12 protein-coding genes are annotated in these 22,539 nt (G+C 70.6%); 5 read left to right on the forward strand and 7 right to left on the reverse strand.

What is annotated here, in order from left to right; translation table 11 throughout:
* Nucleotides 1-126 precede the first annotated feature (126 nt).
* Nucleotides 127-1,845, reverse strand: coding sequence for a maltose alpha-D-glucosyltransferase (gene treS, locus FCH28_RS26535; protein WP_136742679.1), 1,719 nt, complete (start codon nucleotides 1,843-1,845; stop codon nucleotides 127-129).
* Nucleotides 1,842-3,845, reverse strand: a complete 2,004-nt coding sequence (locus tag FCH28_RS26540) for an alpha-1,4-glucan--maltose-1-phosphate maltosyltransferase (RefSeq protein ID WP_136742680.1) — start codon at nucleotides 3,843-3,845, stop codon at nucleotides 1,842-1,844. The genes treS and FCH28_RS26540 overlap by 4 nt, the downstream gene beginning before the upstream one ends.
* 536 nt (nucleotides 3,846-4,381) lie before the next feature.
* On the opposite strand from FCH28_RS26540, the gene glgP reads away from it, so the two are divergent.
* Nucleotides 4,382-7,084 carry an alpha-glucan family phosphorylase gene (gene glgP, locus FCH28_RS26545; RefSeq protein WP_136742681.1) on the forward strand — a complete coding sequence of 901 codons (2,703 nt, stop codon included), beginning with the start codon at nucleotides 4,382-4,384 and terminating at the stop codon, nucleotides 7,082-7,084.
* A gap of 158 nt (nucleotides 7,085-7,242) precedes the next feature.
* Here the strand turns inward: glgP and FCH28_RS26550 are convergent, their stop codons facing one another.
* The 5 genes from FCH28_RS26550 to glgX all read right to left on the reverse strand — a co-directional run bounded on the left by FCH28_RS26550 (nucleotide 7,243) and on the right by glgX (nucleotide 17,596).
* Nucleotides 7,243-8,874, reverse strand: a complete 1,632-nt coding sequence (locus FCH28_RS26550) for a M4 family metallopeptidase (protein ID WP_136742682.1) — start codon at nucleotides 8,872-8,874, stop codon at nucleotides 7,243-7,245.
* Nucleotides 8,875-9,162: 288 nt separating this feature from the next.
* Nucleotides 9,163-11,178 (reverse strand): M4 family metallopeptidase, encoded by a 2,016-nt coding sequence (locus FCH28_RS26555; protein ID WP_136742683.1) that lies wholly within the window; start codon nucleotides 11,176-11,178, stop codon nucleotides 9,163-9,165.
* A 344-nt stretch (nucleotides 11,179-11,522) separates the two neighbouring features.
* Nucleotides 11,523-13,385: an ABC transporter ATP-binding protein gene (locus FCH28_RS26560; protein WP_136742684.1), complete on the reverse strand. Its 1,863-nt coding sequence runs from the start codon at nucleotides 13,383-13,385 to the stop codon at nucleotides 11,523-11,525.
* Nucleotides 13,382-15,268, reverse strand: coding sequence for an ABC transporter ATP-binding protein (locus FCH28_RS26565; protein ID WP_136742685.1), 1,887 nt, complete (start codon nucleotides 15,266-15,268; stop codon nucleotides 13,382-13,384). Before FCH28_RS26565 ends, FCH28_RS26560 begins: the two co-directional genes overlap by 4 nt.
* A gap of 75 nt (nucleotides 15,269-15,343) precedes the next feature.
* Nucleotides 15,344-17,596 (reverse strand): glycogen debranching protein GlgX, encoded by a 2,253-nt coding sequence (gene glgX / locus FCH28_RS26570; protein WP_136742686.1) that lies wholly within the window; start codon nucleotides 17,594-17,596, stop codon nucleotides 15,344-15,346.
* 211 nt (nucleotides 17,597-17,807) lie between these two features.
* On the opposite strand from glgX, the gene FCH28_RS26575 reads away from it, so the two are divergent.
* The 4 genes from FCH28_RS26575 to FCH28_RS26590 all read left to right on the forward strand — a co-directional run bounded on the left by FCH28_RS26575 (nucleotide 17,808) and on the right by FCH28_RS26590 (nucleotide 22,333).
* A complete protein-coding gene (locus tag FCH28_RS26575; RefSeq protein WP_136742687.1) occupies nucleotides 17,808-19,133 on the forward strand; it encodes a L,D-transpeptidase in 1,326 nt (441 codons plus the stop codon).
* Between the two features lie 246 nt (nucleotides 19,134-19,379).
* The gene (locus FCH28_RS26580) at nucleotides 19,380-20,633 is read left to right on the forward strand and encodes a L,D-transpeptidase (protein ID WP_425472002.1); all 1,254 of its coding nucleotides are present in this window, start codon (nucleotides 19,380-19,382) and stop codon (nucleotides 20,631-20,633) included.
* 128 nt (nucleotides 20,634-20,761) lie between these two features.
* Complete coding sequence (locus tag FCH28_RS26585; RefSeq protein ID WP_136742688.1) at nucleotides 20,762-21,529, forward strand: enoyl-CoA hydratase/isomerase family protein; 768 nt, start codon at nucleotides 20,762-20,764, stop codon at nucleotides 21,527-21,529.
* Between the two features lie 276 nt (nucleotides 21,530-21,805).
* On the forward strand, nucleotides 21,806-22,333 hold the full coding sequence (locus FCH28_RS26590; RefSeq protein WP_425472004.1) for an ATP-binding protein: 528 nt from the start codon (nucleotides 21,806-21,808) through the stop codon (nucleotides 22,331-22,333).
* The last annotated feature ends 206 nt before the right edge of the window (nucleotides 22,334-22,539 follow it).

Raw genomic sequence — 22,539 nt, forward strand, 5'->3', positions numbered from 1 at the left:
TAGGGAGACTGCCCGAGCCAAAGGTCAAAAAACGCCCGTACCCGCCATGCGGCCGCGTACGGGCGCATTCCTGGGGCCCGCGACCGGGCGGTCCGCCCACTGGACTTGCCTGGCTACGCGGCCTGTCTACGCGGGGTTCTTGCGCAGCCGGAACCAGTAGAACCCGTGGCCCGCGAGGGTGAGCAGGTACGGGAGTTCGCCGATTGCCGGGAAGCGGACGCCGCCGATGAGTTCCACCGGGTGGCGGCCGCTGAACGACTGCAGGTCCAGCTCCGTCGGCTGGGCGAAGCGGGAGAAGTTGTGCACGCACAGCACCAGGTCGTCGTCCGCGCCGCCGGTGCCCTCCGCCTCCCGCAGGAAGGCCAGCACCGCCGGGTTGGAGGAGGGCAGTTCGGTGTAACTGCCGAGCCCGAACGCCGGGTTCTGCTTGCGGATCTCGATCATCCGCCGGGTCCAGTGCAGCAGCGAGGAGGGCGAGCTCATCGCCGCCTCGACATTGGTGACCTGGTACCCGTAGACCGGATCCATGATCGTGGGGAGGAAGAGGCGCCCCGGGTCGCAGGAGGAGAACCCGGCATTGCGGTCCGGGGTCCACTGCATGGGGGTGCGTACCGCGTCCCGGTCGCCGAGCCAGATGTTGTCGCCCATGCCGATTTCATCGCCGTAATAGAGAATCGGCGAGCCGGGCAGGGACAGCAGCAGGGCGGTGAAGAGTTCGATCTGGTTGCGGTCGTTGTCGAGAAGCGGGGCGAGGCGCCGCCGGATGCCGATATTGGCGCGCATCCGCGGATCCTTGGCGTATTCCGAGTACATGTAGTCGCGTTCTTCGTCCGTGACCATTTCGAGGGTCAGCTCGTCATGGTTGCGCAGGAAGATGCCCCATTGGCAGCCGGACGGGATCGCCGGGGTCTTGGCGAGGATTTCCGACACCGGGTAACGCGATTCGCGGCGCACCGCCATGAAGATCCGCGGCATGACCGGAAAGTGGAACGCCATATGGCATTCGTCGCCGCCGACCGCGTAGTCGCCGAAGTAGTCGACGACGTCCTCGGGCCATTGATTGGCCTCGGCCAGCAGCACCGTGTCCGGATAGTGCGCGTCGATCTCGGCCCTGACCCGCTTGAGGAAGGCGTGCGAGGCGGGCAGGTTCTCGCAGTTGGTGCCTTCCTCGGCGTAGAGGTACGGCACCGCGTCGAGCCGGAAGCCGTCGATCCCCAGGTCGAGCCAGAAGCGCAGGGCGGAGATCATCTCCTCCTGGACCGTCGGGTTCTCGTAGTTGAGGTCCGGCTGGTGGGAGAAGAACCGGTGCCAGTAGTACTGCTTGCGCACCGGGTCGAAGGTCCAGTTGGAGGCTTCGGTGTCGACGAAGATGATCCGCGCGTCGGCGTACTGCTTGTCGTCGTCCGCCCAGACGTAATAGTCGCCGTACGGCCCTTCGGGATCCGTGCGCGACTCCTGGAACCACGGGTGCTGGTCGCTGGTGTGGTTCATCACCATGTCGATGATGACCCGCATACCGCGCTGGTGGGCGGCGTCGACGAATTCCACGAAGTCGGCCAGGTCGCCGAATTCGGGAAGCACCGAGGTGTAGTCGGAGACATCGTATCCGCCGTCCCGCAGCGGGGATTTGAAGAACGGCGGCAGCCAGAGGCAGTCCACCCCCAGCCATTGCAGATAGTCGAGCTTCGCCGTGATGCCCTTGAGATCGCCGACGCCGTCGCCGTTGCTGTCCTGGAACGAGCGCACCAGGACTTCGTAGAAGACGGCCCGTTTGAACCAGTCGGGATCGCGGTCCTTCGCCGGTGTGTCCTCGAACTTGTCGGGAACAGGCTCATTGACGATCAATTGGGTGACCCTCCGATCGGTGAGGACGGTCGCAGGGACAGCACATGAGCGGGCGCCGGGGTACGGCCCGGCTCCAGGCGCACATAGTTGTCCCTGCCCCAGTGGTAGGTGTCGCCGGTGAGCTCGTCGCGCACCGGGAAGGACTCGTGCCGGCCGAGGCCGAGTTCCGGCATGTCCAACGACACCGTCGCCTCCTGGGTGTGGTGCGGGTCGAGGTTGACCACCGTGAGCACCGTGTCGGCCGAGGCGCCGTGGCCTGCGCGCTTGGAGTACGCGATCACCGCATCGTTGTCGACGTGGTGGAAGCGCAGCGAGCGCAGCTGCTGAAGGGCCGGGTGCCGGCGGCGGATGCGGTTCAGCGCGGTGATCAGGGGCGCGATGGTGCGCCCTTCGCGGGCCGCCGCTTCCCAGTCGCGGGGCCTGAGTTGGTACTTCTCCGAGTCGAGGTACTCCTCGCTGCCACGGCGTACGGGGGTCGACTCGCACAGCTCGTATCCGGCGTAGACGCCCCAGGTCGGGGAGAGCGTCGCGGCCAGGACCGCGCGCACTTCGAAGGCGGTGCGGCCGCCCTCCTGGAGGTAGGCGTGCAGGATGTCCGGGGTGTTCACGAAGAAGTTGGGCCGCAGAGAGGCGGCGCTGTCGCCGGACAGCTCGGTGAGGTACTCGGTGAGTTCCCGCTTGGTGTTGCGCCAGGTGAAGTAGGTGTACGACTGGTGGAAGCCGATCTGGGCGAGGGTGTGCAGCATCGCGGGCCGGGTGAACGCCTCGGCCAGGAACAGCACATCCGGGTCGCTGCGGCCGATGTCGGCGATCACCTTCTCCCAGAACACCACCGGTTTGGTGTGCGGATTGTCGACGCGGAAGATCCGTACGCCCTTCGCCATCCAGAAGCGCAGCAGCCGCAGCGTCTCGCGGACCAGCCCGCGGAAGTCGGCGTCGAACGCGAGCGGATAGATGTCCTGGTACTTCTTCGGCGGGTTCTCCGCGTAGGCGATGGAGCCGTCGGCGCGGTGGTGGAACCACTCCGGATGCCGTGTCACCCAGGGGTGGTCGGGGGAGCACTGCAGGGCGAAGTCCAGGGCCACTTCCATCCGCAGGTCGCGGGCGGTGCGTACGAAGTGGTCGAAGTCCTCGAAGGTGCCCAGGTCCGGGTGGAGGGCGTCATGGCCGCCGTCCGCCGAGCCGATGGCCCAGGGGGAGCCGACGTCGTCCGGGCCCGCGGACAGCGCGTTGTTGGGGCCCTTGCGGAAGGCGGTGCCGATGGGGTGGACCGGCGGGAGATAGACGACGTCGAAGCCCATGGCGGCGACGGCGGGCAGCCGTTCGGCGGCGGTGCGCAGGGTGCCGCTGACAAGGGTGCCGTCCGGTGCGGTGGTGGCGCCCTCGGAGCGCGGGAAGAGCTCGTACCACGAGCCGTACAGGGCCCTTCGGCGCTCGACGACCAGCGGCATCGGGCGCGAGACGGTGAGCAGTTCGCGCAGCGGATGGCGCTCCAGCGTGCCGGTGACCTCGGGGGACAGCGCGGCGGCGAGGCGGGTGGCGGCGGGCAGCTCGGCATTGCGCAGCGCGTCCACGGCGGCGAGCACCGACTCCCGGCCGTCGCTCTTGGGGACGTCCGAGGCCGCCCGTTCGTGGAGCGCGGCGCCCTCGGCGAGCACCAGCTCGGAGTCGATACCCGCCGGGATCTTGATCCGGGCGTGCTGCCGCCAGGTGGCGATCGGATCGGACCAGGCCTCGACGGTGTACGTCCAACGGCCCTCGATGTTCGGGGTGACCTCCGCGCTCCAGTGGTCGGTGCCGGGCATCCGCTCGGACATCGGGGTCCAGGGGCCGCAGCGGCCGGCCGGGTTGCGCAGCACCACATTGGCGCCCACCGCGTCATGCCCTTCTCGGAAGACGGTGGCCGAGACTTCGAAGGCCTCGCCCACCACCGCCTTCGCCGGGCGGCGGCCGCAATCGATCTGCGGGCGGATGTCCAGAACAGGGATGCGACCGATCATGGGCTCACCAGGGGCTCGTGATGCTGTGCAGGGATTTTGTCCTTTGTATCCGCTTCATGGCAGGGGGACGGGGCGCGGGCATGGGCGCTTCTGTCCGCTTTCACTCGGTTGGCGGCGGGTGCACCAGCCGGGCCTGAGGGTGCGGATGAGGTGCGGCAACGGCGTACTGGCTGAGTCTTCCCTCGGACAGTGGCCGGGCAATCCGGTTGTATGCGAACTACTGGTACGTAACCACGGGCGCGCCGTGGTCCGCCGGAAATGCCGGGGACGCCTCGCGGACGGGTCCTGCGCAGCGCTGACACGATCGGCGGTCGCCTCCTCAACTCGGTGTGAACACAGCGGAGTTGCGGTGGGGGGATGTCCGGTGCCGCGCCGGGGCCCGTCGGCGCTCAACGCAGCCTCTCGCCAGGCGGGTGTCCTTACAAGAGCGAATCAGGGGGTGGATTCGGCCATATCGGCTGACCCATGAGTACGGATGGGGGTCTGACCGGGGCGCGTCCTGGTTGCCGGGGGCGCGGCGCCGCTACGGTCGAGGAGTGAAGGCCATTCGTCGATTCACCGTGCGTCCCGTCCTTCCCGAACCCCTTCGACCCCTCTGCCACCTGGCGCGCAATCTGCGCTGGTCATGGCACCCCGAGACCCGTGAGCTGTTCCAGTCCGTCGACCCCGAGGGCTGGCGGCGGGCGGGCGCCGATCCGGTACGGCTGCTCGCCGACGTCTCCGCCGAGCGGCTCGCCGAGCTGGCCTCGGACCGCCGTTTCCTGCGCCGGCTGACCGCCGCCGTCGACGATCTCCACGACTATGTGCACGGCCGCCGCTGGTACCAGGAAGCACTCCTGCCCGATGGGGCCGGCGGGGCCGGCGGGGCCGAGGACGGAACCCCCGGCCGGCCCGCCGCCATCGCCTACTTCTCACCCGAGTTCGGCATCACCGCCGTACTGCCCCAGTACTCCGGCGGCCTCGGCATCCTCGCCGGCGACCACCTCAAGGCCGCCAGTGACCTGGGCGTACCGCTGATCGGCGTAGGACTCCTCTACCGGCACGGCTACTTCCGGCAGTCGCTGTCCCGCGACGGCTGGCAGCAGGAGCACTACCCCGTCCTCGACCCGAACGAGCTGCCGCTGACCATGCTGCGCGAGCCCGACGGCACGCCCGCACAGGTGGTACTCGCCCTCCCCGGCGGCCGCCGGCTGTACGCGGCCATCTGGCAGGCCCAGGTCGGCCGGGTCCCGCTGCTGCTCCTCGACTCCGATGTGGAGGAGAACGGCCCCGGCGAGCGCGAGGTGACCGACCGGCTCTACGGGGGCGGCAGCGAACACCGGCTGCTCCAGGAGATGCTGCTGGGCATCGGCGGCGTACGGGCGGTGCGCGCGTACTGCCGGCTGGCCGGCCACCCCGCGCCCGAGGTCTTCCACACCAACGAGGGCCATGCCGGCTTCCTCGGTCTGGAACGGATCCGTGAACTCGCCGACGGGGGCCTGGAGTTCGACGCCGCCCTGGAGGCCGTACGCGCCGGCACGGTCTTCACCACGCACACCCCCGTCGCCGCCGGCATCGACCGCTTCGACCGCGAACTGGTCGCCCGGCACTTCGGCGACGACGGCGAGCTGCCCGGCATCGACCCCGGACGGGTCCTCGAACTCGGCCGCGAGTCCTATCCGGGCGGCGAGCCGGGGCTCTTCAACATGGCCGTGATGGGACTGCGGCTGGCCCAGCGCGCCAACGGCGTCTCCACCCTGCACGGCCGGGTCAGCCGGGAGATGTTCGCCGGACTGTGGCCCGGATTCGACGCCGACGAGGTGCCGATCAGCTCCGTCACCAACGGGGTGCACGCTCCGACCTGGGTCGCGCCCGAAGTGCTGCGGCTCGGCGCGCGGCAGGTCGGCGCCGGGCGGACGGAGGAGGCGCTGACCGTCGGCGGCTCGCAGCGCTGGGCGGCGGTCGCCAACATCCCCGACGCCGCCATCTGGGAGCTGCGCCGCACCCTGCGCGAACAGCTGGTGACCGAGGTCCGCGAACGGCTGCGCGCCTCCTGGCGGCAGCGCGGCGCGGGCAGCGCGGAGCTCGGCTGGATCGAGCGGGTGCTCGACCCCGGCGTCCTGACCATCGGGTTCGCCCGCCGGGTGCCGTCCTACAAGCGCCTCACCCTCATGCTGCGCGACCGGGACCGGCTGACGGAGCTGCTGCTGCACCCCGAACGCCCCGTCCAGATCGTCGTCGCTGGCAAGGCGCACCCCGCCGACGAGGGCGGCAAACGGCTCGTCCAGGAGCTGGTGCGGTTCGCCGACGACCCCCGGGTCCGGCACCGCCTGGTCTTCCTGCCCGACTACGGCATGGCGATGGCCCAGAAGCTCTACCCGGGCTGCGACGTCTGGCTCAACAACCCGCTGCGGCCCCTGGAGGCGTGCGGCACCTCCGGGATGAAGGCGGCCCTCAACGGCGCGCTGAACCTGTCGGTGCGCGACGGCTGGTGGGACGAGTGGTACGAGCCGGACTTCGGCTGGTCCATCCCGACCGCCGACGGGGCCGCCACCGACGACGACCGGCGCGACGACCTGGAGGCCAACGCCCTCTACACGCTGCTGGAACAGCAGGTCGCGCCGCGCTTCTACGACCGCGACGACACCGGGATCCCGGGCCGCTGGGTCGAGATGGTCCGTCGCACGCTGACCACGCTGGGGCCCAAGGTGCTCGCCGGACGCATGGTGCGCGAGTATGTCGACCGGCTCTACGCCCCGGCCGCGTACGCCCATCGCGCCCTGACCCCGGAAGCCGCCCGCGAACTCGCCGCGTACAAGGCGCGGTTACGTGCCGCCTGGCCGCGGGTCTCGGTCGACCACGTGGAGACCGGCGGCGGCGCGGGACCGTCCGACGGCCGGCAGTCCGACGGCAGCGGGGAGCTGGGCGCCACCCTCGCGCTGCGGGTGCGGGTGACGCTCGGCGACCTCACCCCCGACGACGTCGAGGTGCAGGTGGTCTCCGGCCGGGTCGACGGCTCAGACCGGATCATCGACGCCACCGCTGTACCGCTCAAACCGGCCGCAGGACCCGACCTCGCGGCCGGCCACCGCTACGAGGGCGCGCTCGCCCTGGACCGCACCGGCTCCTTCGGCTACACCGTCCGCATCCTGCCCGCCCACCGGCTGCTGGCCGGCGGCGCGGAGCCGGGCCTGGTCGCCCTGCCCACGGAGACGACGGGGGAGGCGGCAGGGGAGGCGCCCGGGGTGCTGTTGCGGTGAGCGCCACCGGGACGGACGCGTGGGCGGGGTCTTCCTGACCCCGACACGACGCGAAGGCGGTGCCCGGAGAGACTCCGGGCACCGCCCGCTCCGGGGTCAGGTCACCCCGGCACGATCAGTGCGTTGCCGCCTGTCGCGTGTTCGCTCTGCTCGACCGCTTACTTGACCGCGACGCCGGCCCACGCGGCCTCGACGCCCTTGACCTCCGGGCTGCCGGCCTTGTACAGGTCGGTGGCGGCCTTGACGGTCGCCTCGCGCGCGCCCTTGTAGTCGGTGGTCGAGGTCATGTACTCGGTGAGGGCCTTGAACCAGATCTTCTCGGCCTTGTCCCGGCCGATGCCCTCGACCTTGGAGCCGTCCGCCGTCGGGCTGTCGTACTTCACGCCACCGATCTCCTTCGGGCCGCTGCCCTCGGACAGCAGGTAGAAGAAGTGGTTGGCGACGCCCGAGGAGTAGTGCGGGTCGAGACCGCCGGTGTTGGAGTCCCAGTTGTCCTGCGACTGGCCGTCCTTGCTGGGCTTGTCCATGTAGCGCAGCGGGGAGCCGTCACCGTTGATGTCGATCTTCTCGCCGATGAGGTAGTCGCCCGGGTCCTTCTCGCTCTTGGCGAAGAACTCGGCCGAGGTACCGAAGATGTCCGAGGTGGCCTCGTTGAGGCCGCCGGACTCGCCGCTGTACTCCAGGTTGGCGGTGGCGGCGGTGACACCGTGCGACATCTCGTGCGCCGCGACGTCGAGCGCGGTGAGCGGCTTCTTGTTGCCCTCGCCGTCGCCGTACGTCATGCAGAAGCAGCTGTCGTCCCAGAACGCGTTGACGTAGCTGTCGCCGTAGTGGACGCGGGACGAGGCGCCCTTGCCGTCGCCCTTGATGCCCTCACGGCCGTGCACGGTCTTGTAGTAGTCCCAGGTCACGCCCGCGCCGTAGGCCGCGTCCACGGCTGCGGTCTGCGGGTCGTCGGGCTTGCCGGTGCCCCACGCGTCGTCGTCGTCCGAGAACGGCTTGCCCTCACCGTTCTCGCTGTTCTCCAGGTTGGTGGTCTTGTGGCCACCGCGCCCGTCGTCGGTCAGCGTGAACTTGCCGCCGTCCTTCTTGGTGCCCAGCTCGACGCTGCCGCTGTACTGGCTCTCGCCCTTGCCGGTGTGGATCTCGTCGTACTGGAAGAGCTTCTTGCCGGTGTTGGCGTCGGTGATGACGTGCATCCTGCTGGGCGTGCCGTCCTTCTGGACACCCTTGACGATGGTGTCGTACGCGAGGACGGGCTTGCCGGAGGCGGCCCAGACGACCTTCTTGGGGGTCTGCGCGTCGGCGCCCTTGGCGCTGAGGGTCTTGGTGGCGGTGCCCTGCGCGGACTTCGCGGCGGCGGTGGGGGCGATCTTCGCCGTGGTGGAGGCCACCTTGATCGAGTGCTTGCTCGCCTTGGTGGTGCTCTTGATGGCGCCGCCCTTGGCGGTGTGCACGACCAAGTCGCCGCCCAGGACGGGGAGTCCGCCGAAGGTGCGCTCGTACCGGGTGTGCGTGGTGCCGTCGGCGTCCTTGATGACGTCCTTGACGACGAGCTGCTCCTGCGAGCCGAGGCCGAGCTCCTTGGCGGTCTGGGCCTTGGTGGTGCTCGCGTCACGCAGCAGCTCCGCGCGGTGCGAGGCGCTCAGCTTGATCGGCATGGCGCTCTTCGCGCTGGTCTGCGTGGTGGAGGCGCCCGCGGTTCCTACGGTGATGCCGGCGGCCAGAAGGCCTGCGGCCGCGAGGGCGGCACCGGTCACACGAGTCTTACGGGATATGTGGGGGGTCACTACGTGCTCCTTCAACTTTGCCAAATGGTGGGGGTGCAAAGCGATGCGGGTGTGACATGCGTTCGGGAAGACTGCCATTCGAACGCGTGCATGTCAGGGGGGTAATCACGAGTTGGCCGAAAATCGTCCGTACAGGGGAGATCGTTGTCCGCATAACGGAGGCGGGCGCCGCCCCCGTTATGCAGGGGCGACGCCCAACTTGCTTGTTTTGTCTCCTACTTGGGACGATTTGTGAGGTGCTGAAACCCCTCTGTCACACAAAGGTGACGCTGTGGTGTTGGCACCTCGTCAGAAGGTGAGCTTCCAGCCGTTGATGTAGCCGGTGTCCTCGGCGTAGACGTCCTTGACCCGCAGCTTCCAGGTGCCGCTCGCCGCCTTCGACGAGGCGTTGACGGTGTAGGTCGCCTTCACGTTGTCCGCCGAGTCGTTGGCGTTGGAGTTCTTCAGCCGGTACGCCGTACCGTCCGGCGCGATCAGGTCGATGACCAGGTCGCCGCGGTAGGTGTGCACGATGTCCACCGTCACCTGGAGCGCGCTGGGCGCGTTGCCGCTGCGGCTGACGGTGACCGGCGAGGTGACCGCCGCGCCCGCGTCCGGGATCGCCACATCGGTGGTGTTCTCGAAGACGGTGCCGCCACCGTCGCCCGGGACGCGGGAGCCGACGTTGACCGCCGCCCAGGTGTTGGCGACCGTGTTGTACGTCGGGCTGTCCTGGCCGAAGAGGTCGGCGGCCGCCTTGAGCGTGGCGGTGCGCGCCGCCGCGTAGTTGGTGTTGGCGCTCATGTACTGGGTGAGCGCCTTGAACCACACCTTCTCGGCGTTGGCCCGGCCGATGCCGGGGACCGGCAGCTTGTCGAAGGTCGGGCTGTCGTAGTGCACCCCGCCGATGTCCTTCGGGCCGCTGCCCTCGGACAGCAGGTAGAAGAAGTGGTTGGCGACGCCGGACGAGTAGTGCACGTCCTTGTCGCCGACGTTGCTGGACCAGTAGTCGGCGGACGCGCCGTCCTTGCTGGGCTTGTCCATGTAGCGCAGCGGGGTGCCGTCGCCATTGATGTTGATCTTCTCGCCGATGAGGTAGTCACCGGGGTCGGCGGCGTTGTTGGCGTAGAACTCCACCGCCGTACCGAAGATGTCGGAGGTCGCCTCGTTCAGGCCACCGGACTCCCCGCTGTAGGTGAGGTCGGCGGTGGCCGCGGTGACGCCGTGCGTCATCTCGTGGCCGGCCACGTCGATGGAGGTCAGCGGGTTGGCGTTGCCGCTGCCGTCGCCGTACGTCATGCAGAAGCAGCCGTCGTCCCAGAAGGCGTTGACGTAGCTGTTGCCGTAGTGGACACGGGAGTACGCGCCGACGCCGTCACCGCGGATGCCGCTGCGGCCGTGCACGGTCTTGTAGTAGTCCCAGGTCTCCTGTGCGCCGTAGGCCGCGTCGACGCCCGCCGTCTGGGCGTTCTGCGCCGTACCGTCGCCCCAGGTGTCGTCGGCGTCGGTGAACAGCGAACCGGTCCCCGACGAGCCGTGGTTGAGGTTGTACGTCTTGTGGTTGCCGCGGGTCGCGTCCGTCATCGTGAAGTTCGGCGCCGAGCCGGACGTCCCGATGGTGACCTTGCCGCTGTACTTGCTGTTGCCGACGCCGTTCTCGATCGCCTGGTACTCGAAGATCTTGGCGCCGGTGCTGGCGTCCGTGATGACATGCAGCGCGTTGGGCGTGCCGTCGTCCTGGAGCCCGCCGACCACGGTCTCGTACGCGAGCACCGGAGTGCCGTCGGCGGCCCAGACCACCTTGCGCGGTGCCTTCGCCGCCTCGGTCTGCTTCGACCCGCGCGCCTGCGCTGACTTGACGGCCTTCGCCTCGGCGGTGGCCGGCTTGATCTTCGCGGTGGTGCTCGCGACCTTGAGCTGTGCGCGGACGGCCTTGGTGACGCCCTTGAGCGTGCCGCCCTTGCTCTGGTGCACCACGAGGTCGCCGCCGAGGACGGGCAGCCCGTCGTAGGTGCGCTCGTAGCGGGTGTGCGTGGTGCCGTCGGCGTCCTTGCTGACGTCCTTGACGACCAGCTTCTCCTTCGCGCCGAGCTTCAGCAGCTTCGCGGTCTCGGCGGTGGTGGCGCCGGCTGCCCGTATCAGCTCCGCACGCTGGGACGGGGACAGCTTGACCGGCAGTGCGCCGGGGTCGGCGGTGGCATGTGTGGTGCCGGGCCGCTGGGCGGCCGCCGAGCCGGTGCCGGCCTGTACGCCGACGGCCAGCATCGCCGTGACGGCGACCAACGCGCCGGTCGCTACGGCGCGTCTATGGGGGGTGCGTCTCACACTGACTCCTTCTGCGGTGGCCGCGACTCGACGGCGGCCGAGGGGGACCGGGCGGCGACGGCCGTCCGGGCAGAGCGAGGCAGAACTCATGGAGCGTGTGGGGGGAAACATGCGGATGCGGGAAACGTGCCGCATCGGGTGGAACGGACTGCCGCGAGGGGCGGTGCTGTGGGGGCCGCGCGGCGGTTGCGGGGAAGAGTCCCACCTCAGACGGCCGGTTGTCAGGCTCCGTTCAACTAATTGGCCGGAAACCGTCCGTTGCGCGAAATCCGTGTTCGCATGACGGACGGTGCGGGCGTGCCGCGGGGGCCTGGCCGGGGCCGCCGCGGGCGGCCCGGCCGGTCTCAGCGCACGCTCTCCCGCCATGCCGCGTGCAGCTCCGCGAAGCGGCCGCGGCCCGCGATCAGCGTGGCCGGCGGTCCGTCCTCGACGATCCGCCCGTCGGCCATGACCAGGACGCGGTCGGCGATCTCGACCGTGGACAGCCGGTGTGCGATGACCACGGCCGTACGGCCCTGGAGCACCGTACTCATGGCGCGCTGTACCGCCCGCTCGCCGGGGATGTCCAGGGAGCTGGTCGCCTCGTCCAGGATGAGCACGGCGGGGTCCGCGAGCAGCGCCCTGGCGAAGCCGACCAACTGCCGCTGGCCTGCGGAGATGCGGCCACCGCGCTTGCGGACATCGGTGTCGTAGCCGTCCGGCAGGCCGGTGATGAAGTCATGCGCGCCGATGGCCTTCGCGGCCAGCTCGATCTCCGCGCGGGTGGCGTCCGGGCGGCCGATGGCGATGTTCTCGGCGACCGTGCCGGAGAACAGGAACGCCTCCTGGGTGACCATCACCACGCCGCGCCGCAGCGCCGCGGTGGACAGATCGCGCAGGTCGACCCCGTCGAGCAGGACGCGCCCCTCGGTGGGGTCGTAGAAGCGCGCCAGCAGCTTGGCGAGGGTGGACTTGCCGGCTCCCGTGGCGCCGACCACGGCGAGCGTGGAGCCCGCCGCGAGGGTCAGATCGAAGCGGGGCAGCACCTCGCCGCCCGTACGGTAGGCGAAGCGGACGCCGCGGAACTCCACCTCGCGGCCCGGCCGGCCGGCCGCCACGGCCGGCAGCGCGACCGGCTCCGCCGACTCCGGTACGCCGGGCCGCTGGGCCAGCAGCCCGGCGATCTTCTCCAGCGAAGCGGCCGCGGACTGATACGAGTTGAGGAACATCCCCAGCCGGTCGATGGGGTCGTACAGCCGGCGCAGATAGAGCGCCGCGGCGGCCAGCACCCCGAGCGCGAGTCCGCCGGAGGCGACGCGGTACGCGCCCCACAGGACGATCGCGGCGACCGCGAAGTTGGCCACCAGCCGGGACGAGACGACATACCGGGCCATCTCCAGGGTGGCGGTGCCGTTCACCCGCTCATGGTCGTGGTTCAGCCGGGCGAACGCGGCGTCGTTGGGCCGCTCGCGGCGGAACGCCTGCACCGGGCGGATGCCGTTGATGGTCTCGGTGAACTTCACGATGACGGCCGCGATCGCCGTGGACTTCGCGCTGTAGACCCGCTGCGAGCGGCGCTGGAAGGAGCGTACGAAGAGGTGGAGCGGCGCGGCGGAGGCGACGGCGGCGGCCCCGAGGCCCCAGTCCAGGAAGACCAGGGTCGCGGTGATGTAGACGGTCGAGAGGACGACCGTGATCAGCTCCTGGAGGCCCTCGTCGAGGAGTTCGCGCAGCGACTCCACATCGGTCGTGGCACGGGAGATCAGCCGGCCGGACGTATAGCGCTCGTGGAAGTCCAGGCTGAGCGCCTGCCCGTGCCGGAAGATCCGGCCGCGGAGGTCGAGCAGGGCGTCCTGGCTGACCCGGGCCGAGACCTTGATGAACGCGAACTGGAGCCCGCCGGACGCCGTGGCGCACAGCGCGGCCACCAGCGCAACGGCGATCAGCGGACCGTGGTCGCCGGACCGCAGCGCCGGGACGGCGTGGTCGATGGCGTACGCCACCAGCAGCGGGCCGGCCTGTACGGCGAGCTGTTGGAGGAGGAGCAGCACGGCGATCGTCCAGACGCGGCGGTGGTGCGGCGCCAGCAGCGAACGCAGCAGGGAGCGCGAGGCGCCCTTGGGCGTCGGCAGGACGTCCCGTTCGAACGCGTCGGAACCGGCCGGTGGCCGTGGGGCGTCCGCGCCCTCGTGGTCATCGGCCGGCAGGTCGGTGGCGGTGGTCGTCATCGGACGCTCTCCCCCTCGCTCCGGTCCGCTTCACCGGACATCCCAGACGTCCCGGACATCAGCGTGGCGTACTCGGGGTTGTCCCGGAGCAGTTCGTGGTGGGTGCCGACGGCGGTGATCCGGCCGCCGGACAGCAGCGCCACCCGGTCGGCGAGCAGCACCGTCGACGGGCGGTGGGCGACGACCAGGGCGGTGGTGGTCGCCAGGACCCGGCGCAGGGCGGCCTCCACCAGGGCCTCGGTGTGGACGTCGAGCGCGGAGAGCGGATCGTCGAGGATCAGGAAGCGCGGCCGGCCGACCACCGCGCGGGCCAGGGCGAGCCGCTGCCGCTGGCCGCCGGAGAGGCTCAGGCCCTGCTCACCGACCTGGGTGGCGGTGCCTTCGGGGAGGGCGCCGACGAACCCGTCGGCCTGCGCGACCCGTAACGCCCGCAGCAGATCGGCCTCTTGGGCACCCTCCGCGCCCATCAGGACGTTCTCCGCCACGGTCGCCGAGAAGAGCGTGGGCTCCTCGAAAGCGACGGCGACCAGCGCCCGCGCCTCGTCCCGGCTGAGCGAGGCGAGGTCCCGTCCGTCCACGGTGATCCGGCCCGCCGTCGGGTCGTACAGCCGGGGCACCAGCGCCGTCAGCGTGGTCTTCCCGCTGCCCGTCGCGCCGACCAGCGCCATGGTCTCGCCCGGCCGTATGTGCAGATCGATGCCCCGGAGGGTCGGCGGGGTGTCCTCCGCCGCATCGGGATACCGGAACTCGACGCCTTCGAAGACCAGTCCGCCGGCGGCGCGCGCCGGGTCACCGGCCTCGCCGCCCCCGGCCTGCCCGCTTCCGGTTTCACCGCTCCCCACCGCTCCGTCGCGGCCCTCGTCCGTCACGGCCTTCTCGTCCATGACCTCGAAGTACCGGTCCGTGGCCGTCGCCGCCTCGTTGCTCATGGCCAGCAGGAAGCCGATGGAATCAACCGGCCAGCGCAGCGCCAGGGCCGTCGACAGGAACGCGACGAGCGTGCCCGCCGACAGCGCGTCGTCGGCCACCTGGACGGTGCCGAGCACCAGGGTCGCTCCGATGGCTATCTCCGGCAGGGTCGTGATGACGCACCAGATGGCCGCCAGCAGCCGCGCCTTGTGCAGCTCGGTGGTCCGCAGCCGGTGCGTCAGCTCCTTGAACGCGCGGGCCTGGCTGCGATGCCGTCCGAAGCCCTTGATGATCCGGATGCCGAGCACCGACTCCTCGACCACCGTCGTCAGATCGCCCACCTGGTCCTGCGCCCGGCGCGCCGCGACCGCGTACTTCGCCTCGAAGACCGAGCACATCACCATCAGCGGCAGCACCGGCGCCAGCAGCACCAGCCCGAGCGACCAGCGCTGCGCCAGCAGAAGCACACAGCCCACCAGGATGGTGGCGCCGTTGACCAGCAGGAACACCAGCGGGAAGGCGAGGAACATACGCAGCAGCTGAAGGTCGGTGGTGGCGCGCGACAGCAGCTGGCCGGACGCCCAGCGGTCGTGGAAGGCGACCGGCAGCCGCTGGATGTGGCGGTAGAGCGCCTCGCGCATCGCCGCCTCGACACTGGCGAGCGGCCGCGCCACCAGCACCCGCCGTACCCCGAACAGCAGCGCCTCGGCGATCCCGAGGAGCAGCAGATACCCGCCGCCCAGCCACGTACCGCCCGGATCCCGCTCCGTCACCGGACCGTCCACCAGCCACTTGAGCACCAGCGGGATGACCAGTCCTATGCATGACGCGAGCACCGCCACGAACGCGGCCAGAAACAGCCGCGTCCGCACCGGGCGGACGAACGGCCACAGGCGCAACAGCGAGCGCACCGCGGAGCGTCGTAAGGGGGTGGTCGGGGCGGTCTGGGGCGTCGTCTGCGCGGTATCGGCCATCACTCGCGAGCGTAAGCCGCGGCACTGACAATGCTCACTTGGTTTTCTCCCGGCCGGGCCCGGGGCCGTGCCGAGTCAGCCGGATTCCGCCCGGAACAGCAGCACCGACCGGCCGGGAACGGTGAGGGTGGTGCCCGCCTTGTACCGGGTGTCCGCCGGCGGCGGTCCCTCGTCGCCGGTGTCGACGAGGAGTTCGTAGGTCTGGGCCCAGGGCGGCCCGGGGAGGGTGACGGACCGGGGGTGCTCGGCGGCGTGCAGGACGGCGAGGAAGCTGTCGTCGACGATGCGGCTGCCCTGGGCGTCGCGTTGCGAGATGTCGTTGCCGGACAGGTACATGCCCAGCGTCGCCCCCGGCGCGTACCAGTCCCGCTCGGCCATTTCCGTGCCCTCGGCGCTGAACCAGGCCAGGTCGCGCAGCCCGCCGCGCTCCCGCGGCCGGCCGGAGAAGAAGGCGCGGCGGCGCAGTACGGGATGGGCCCGGCGCAGCCCGATCAGGCGGGCGGTCAGCTCGGCCAGCCCCCGCCACCGCGGATCGTCGAGCAGCGACCAGTCGAGCCAACTGATCGGGTTGTCCTGGCAGTAGGCGTTGTTGTTGCCGTGCTGGGTGCGGCCCATCTCGTCGCCCGCGACCAGCATCGGGACGCCGGTGGACAGCAGCAGGGTGGTGAGCAGGTTGCGGAGCTGGCGGCGGCGCAGGGCGTTGATGCCCGGGTCGTCGCTCTCGCCTTCGGCACCGCAGTTCCAGGCCCGGTTGTCGTGGGTGCCGTCGCGGTTGCCCTCCCCGTTGTCCGCGTTGCGTTTGTGCTCGTAGGTGACCAGGTCGCGGAGGGTGAAGCCGTCGTGCGCGGTGATGAAGTTGACCGAGGCGTACGGGCGGCGGCCGCCCCAGGCGTACAGGTCGCTCGATCCGGACAGGCGGTAGCCCAGGTCGCGGACGTCGGGCTGGGCGCCGCGCCAGAAGTCGCGGACCGTGTCGCGGTAGCGGTCGTTCCACTCCGTCCACAGGGGCGGGAAGGCGCCGACCTGATAGCCGCCGGAGCCCACGTCCCAGGGCTCGGCGATCAGCTTCACCCGGCGCAGCACCGGGTCCTGGGCGATCACCGCGAGGAACGGGGAGAGCATGTCGACGTCGTGCATCGAGCGGGCCAGGGCGGCCGCCAGGTCGAAGCGGAAGCCGTCCACCCCCATCTCGGTGACCCAGTAGCGCAGCGAATCGGTGATGAGGCGCAGTACGTGGGGCTGCACCACATGCAGGGTGTTGCCGCAGCCCGTGTAGTCGGCGTAGCGCCGGGCGTCGTCCTGAAGGCGGTAGTAGCCGCGGTTGTCGATGCCCCGGAGGGAGAGGGTCGGGCCCAGTTCGCCGGCCTCGGCGGTGTGGTTGTAGACGACGTCGAGGATCACCTCGATGCCCGCGTCGTGCAGCGCGCGCACCATCCGCTTGAACTCGCCGACCTGCTGTCCCCGGGTGCCGGTGGCGGCGTACGCGGCGTGTGGCGCGAAGTAGCCGATGGAGTTGTAGCCCCAGTAGTTGCGCAGCCCCCGGCGCACCAGGTGGTCCTCGTGCGCGAACTGATGCACGGGCAGCAGCTCCACGGCGGTGACACCGAGCCGGGTGAGGTGCTCCAGGGCGGCGGGGTGCGCGAGGCCGGCGTAGGTGCCGCGCAGATGCCCGGGGATGCCGGGGTGACGCATCGTGAAGCCGCGTACGTGCAGCTCGTAGAGGACGGAGTCCGGCCACGGGGTCTTCGGGCGCCGGTCGTCCCGCCACTCGTCGTCCCCCGGCCCGTCGCAGGTGTCGTCGCCGACCACCACGCCCTTGGGGACGTACGGCGCGGAGTCGCGGTCGTCGCGCACCGTGTCGGCGATCTCCTGCTGCGGCCAGTCCCGCACATGCCCGTAGAGCTCGGCGGGCAGGGCGGGCCGCGGTCCCGCGGCTCCCGGGCCGCCGTCGAAGTCGCCGTCCACGGCCCGCGCGTACGGGTCGAGAAGCAGCTTGGCCGGATTCCAGCGGGCGCCGGCCCACGGGTCCCACCGGCCGTGCACCCGGTAGCCGTAGCGCTGCCCGGGGCGTACGCCGGGCAGGAAGCCGTGCCAGATCTCGTGGGTCAGCTCGGTCAGCGGATGGCGTGTCTCGTGGCCGTCGTCGTCGAAGAGGCAGATCTCCACGGCCTCCGCGCCGCCCGCCCACAGGGCGAAATTGGTGCCCGCGACCCCGTCGGGCCCGGTGCGGTAACGGGCCCCGAGGGGCGTCGGACTGCCGGGGCGGACGGCGGCGGGTGGGGCGAGCGGTTCGTCCGCCACCGCGGCCTGCTCAGGTGCGCTCGACACGTGCCGGCCTCCTGCGGCTCATGGCTCAGTCGGGCGGCGGCCCGCGCACGGAGTCCCGGTCGTGCGCGCGTCGTCGCCCTTTCCGTTGTTCTTCCCGCAACCGGGCGTTGCCTCACGCTTCCGCTCGCAGCGGGCGCCCGGCGAACTCTCCGTGACATTCCGGTTCATGTCATCGCCCGTAACTGACGCATCATCAGGCACAATTCAGGATATGACCGTCTATGTGGAGGATCCGGCATATGCCCAGGTGAAGGCCCAGGTGAAGGCGCCTGCGAAGGACCCTGCGCGGAGCCGGGGGAGGAGCCGGACGCGGGGCCGTTCCCGCCGTGTCCGCGCCGTCGCCATGGCCGTCGTCACCGTGCTCGCCGGATCGGTGGCGCTCGCCGGCTGCGCCTCCTCGGCCGTGCTCGCCGGCGACCGGCCGCGCTCCCCGGAGGAGGTGATCCGGGTCCTCCCGGGGGACGGCGCGCAGGGCGTGCGGACCCGGGAGCGGCTGGCGGTCCGGGTGGCGGACGGGCGGCTGGAGCGGGTCGAGGTCCGCAGGACCGGGGGCGGTGACCGGGGAGCCGGAAACCCCGGCCGGCGGTCCGTCAGCGGCCTGATCTCGCCGGACGGACTGTCCTGGCGGCCGACGTCCGGCCGGCTCGCGCTCGGCGCCGAGTACGCCGTCGACGTGCTCGCGCTGGACGGCGAGGGCCGCCGCATCGCCCGCCACACCACCTTCCGCACTTTCGTGCCCCCGCACCGCGTCATCGGCTACTACACGCCCGAGAACAACACCACGGTCGGCACCGGCATGATCGTCTCGCTGGCCTTCAACCGCCGGATCGCCGACCGTGCCGCCGTCGAACGCGCCATCAGGGTCACCGCCAGGCCGGCCGTCGAGATCGCCCCCCACTGGTTCGGCTCCCGGAGGCTGGACTTCCGGCCCCGCGAACGCTGGCGGCCGGGCACCGTGATCACCGTCGACCTGCGGCTGCGCGACGTGCAGACCGGCCCGGACGCCTACGGGCTGCAGCGCAAGACGATCCGCTACCGGGTCGGCCGGGACCAGATCAGCACCATCGACGCCGCCCGGCACACCCTGACGGTGCGCCGCTCCGGCCGGGTCCTGGCCCGGCTGCCGATCACCGCGGGTGACGCCAAGAACCCCACCTACAACGGGAAGATGGTGATCCTGGCCCGCCAGTCGGTGACCCGGATGAACGGCGACACGGTCGGCTTCGGCGGCGAGTACGACATCAAGGACGTCCCGCACGCGATGCGCCTCACCCGGTCGGGGACCTTCCTGCACGGCAACTACTGGGCGCCGCCCGCCATCTTCGGCGGCCGCAACACCAGCCACGGCTGCGTGGGGCTCAAGGACGTCAGGGGCGGCGGCCCGAACACCCCGGCCGGCTGGCTCTTCGCCCGTTCGATCGTCGGTGACACCGTCGAGGTGCGGAACTCGCGGGACCGCATGGTGGCGCCGGACAACGGTCTCGGTGGCTGGAACATGTCGTGGGCGCGCTGGCGGGCGGGCTCCGCGCTGCGCTGATCCGGCGGCCCGCGGTGCCGCTCCGTCCCCCGACGACCGGTCGAATCCGGACGACTTCCGGACGAAACCGCCGGTCACTCCGCTACCGTCCGTAAACCCTCGTACCACCGCTTGCACTTGGGACTAAACGGTGACAATGGCGGGGAGTCCACTGTCACCGCGGTGTGGTTATCTAACGGCAAGCGCGCGGCTGTACGCGTCCGCGCGCGGGGGAATCGCGGCCGTGCGAGGGGGAAGGGGCCAGTCGTGAACGTGCAGCCGATATCGGGGGAGCCGGCTCGCCGGCGGCGGTGGCCACGCGGAGGAGGAGCGCCGCGCGCGTTGCCCCTGGCCTCGCTGCTCGCCTCCATGCTGCTGCTGGTGACCGCGTGCGGTGGCGATGACGGCGACGACGACAAGCCGGCCGGCAAGGCGGGCGCCGACAAGTCCGCCTCGCGGGCGGCCGTCACGATAGCGCCCAAGGACGGCGCGGACGACGTCGCCACCAGCGGCGCGCTGAAGGTGACCGCCCACAAGGGCAGGCTCACGTCCGTCAAGGTCAAGGACGGCAAGGGCAACGAGATAGCCGGCAAGATATCCGGCGGCGGCGCCGTATGGCAGCCGAGCGGCCACCTCGGCGCCTCGACCGAGTACACCGTCGACGCGATAGCCAAGGACGCGCAGGGCCGGGAAGCGGCGGAGCACTCCCGCTTCACCACTCTCGTCCCCAAGAACACCTTCATCGGCCAGTACACCCCGGAGAACGGCCAGGAGGTCGGCGTCGGAATGCCGGTCTCCATCCACTTCACCCGCGGCATCACCGACCCCAAGGCCGTCGAGGACGCCATCAAGGTCACGGCGAAACCTTCCGTCCCGGTCGAGGGCCACTGGTTCGGCAACGACCGCCTCGACTTCCGCCCCGAGAAGTACTGGGCGGCCGGCACCAAGGTCACCCTCAAGCTCGATCTCGACGGCGTCCAGGGCCGGCCGGGTGTCTACGGCACCCAGTCCAAGGAGGTCTCCTTCACCGTCGGCCGCAGCCAGGTGAGCACGGTCGACGCCAAGTCGAAGCAGATGACCGTGGTCCGCGACGGCAAGACGATCAAGACCATCCCGATCACCTCGGGCGCGCCGGGCACCGAGACGTACAACGGCCAGATGGTGATCAGCGAGAAGCACCCGGTGACGCGGATGAACGGCGACACCGTCGGCTTCGGCGGCGAGTACGACATCAAGGACGTGCCGCACGCGATGCGGCTGAGCACGTCCGGCACCTTCATCCACGGCAACTACTGGTCGGGCAGGCCGACGTTCGGCACCCGGAACGCCAGCCACGGCTGTGTCGGCCTGTTCGACGAGCGCGGCGGGCACGACAAGTCCACCCCGGCGGCCTGGTTCTTCCGCAACTCCCTCGTCGGCGATGTCGTGATCGTCAAGAACTCGCATGATGAAACGATCCAGCCGGAAAACGGCTTCAGCGACTGGAACCTCTCCTGGGAGAAGTGGAAGGCCGACCAGTAGGGCGGTCGTCCGCCCCGGCCTCGGAGGTACGGACCCGGACGGTACGGAATCGGACGTATGGCGGGGACCGGCGCACTGTGACCAAGTGCACCGGGCCCCCAGTCGTTAACGAGGACTAACCTTCCCTCATGACTGTGAATCTCGAGGTCGCCGACGGCGTCGGCACCATCCGCCTGGACCGCCCGCCGATGAACGCACTGGACATCGCCACCCAGGACCGGCTGCGCGAGCTGGCCGAGGAGGCCACTCGCCGCGACGATGTGCGCGCCGTCGTGATCTGGGGCGGTGAGAAGGTGTTCGCGGCCGGCGCGGACATCAAGGAAATGCAGGCCATGGACCATCCGGCGATGGTCGTGCGCTCCAAGGCCCTGCAGGACGCGTTCACCGCGGTGGCCCGGATCCCCAAGCCGGTGGTCGCCGCGATCACCGGTTATGCGCTGGGTGGCGGCTGCGAGTTGGCGCTCTGCGCCGACTTCCGGATCGCGGCCGACAACGCCAAGCTCGGCCAGCCCGAGATCCTGCTCGGACTGATCCCGGGCGCCGGCGGCACCCAGCGGCTGGCCCGGCTGGTGGGCCCGTCCAAGGCCAAGGACCTCATCTTCACCGGCCGTCATGTGAAGGCCGACGAGGCGCTCACCATCGGTCTGGTCGACCGGGTGGTGCCGGCCGCCGAGGTCTACGAGCAGGCGCACGCCTGGGCGGCGCGGCTGGCGGCCGGTCCGGCGCTGGCGCTGCGGGCCGCCAAGGAGTCCGTCGACGCGGGCCTGGAGACGGACATCGACACCGGTCTGACGATCGAACGCAACTGGTTCGCGGGGCTGTTCGCGACCGAGGACCGGGAGACCGGTATGCGTAGCTTCGTCGAGGAGGGACCGGGCAAGGCCAAGTTCCGCTGAAACACCTGGTGTTGGCGGGGCGCGTGAGGTTTGGCCGGGATGCCATGCCTCGTGTGGGCGAATTGCGGAAAACTTAATTACGGCTTAAGGGCGCCTTGTTGGCGACGGTCGGCGGTCCTTCGCATGCGTGAGGTCATCGCAGGTCAGTTGGGTCGCGCCGGAACCTTAACTGCCGTTGGCATATGTCCCGCAGGGGGGCGGGAGCCGCTGGTTCCGGGCTGCGGATTCCCTCGGTTCCGCCCCCGAAGGGGCCAAGTAGCGGCCATGATGGGGGGCATGGCGGGCCTCGAAGGAATGGAGCAGCCGCGGCCGCGGAGCGGCACGGCCGCCGCGGGCTGGGCGCTCCCCGAAGCGGGCAGAAAGACGGTGCCGGCTCAGGGGCGCCCGGTGTCCGCGGCGCTCGAACTGGTCGCCGATCCCGTTCTCGACGAGGTCCGGCTGCCCTCGCGCCCCCAGTCCGCCGGTATCGCCCGCCGGCTCACCGGCGCCGTCCTCCTGAAGCAGTGGTCCCTCTCGCCGCAGCTCGCCGAGCATGCCGTGCTCCTGGTCTCGGAACTGGTCGGCAACGCCGTACGGCACACCGGGGCCCGCTGCTTCGGGCTGCGGATGCTGCGCCGCCGCGGCTGGATCCGTATCGAGGTGCGCGACCCGTCGCGTGGGCTGCCGTGTCTCATGCCGGTACAGGAAATGGACACCAGCGGGCGTGGCCTGTTCCTCGTCGACAAGCTCTCCGACCGCTGGGGCGTGGATCTGCTGCCGCGCGGCAAGACCACCTGGTTCGAAATGCGGGTCACCGACCGCTGAGGGGTGGCCCGCCCGCGGACCCCGGAAGCGGACTGGGGCCCTCCCGCATGACGCGGGTCGGGCCCCAGTGCCGACCTCCGGCGGGCGGAAGGGGGGTGCCCGCGGGGTCCGGGGCGGCCGGGCCGGTGATCGGCGGCCGCCGCGGTCGACTATGGCAGCTCGGGTGTGACCTTGCCAAAGGTGTAAATGCGGGCATGTCGGGACGT

The organism is Streptomyces piniterrae (assembly GCF_005048155.1).
In the GTDB taxonomy this organism is placed as follows: Bacteria; Actinomycetota; Actinomycetes; order Streptomycetales; family Streptomycetaceae; genus Streptomyces; species Streptomyces piniterrae.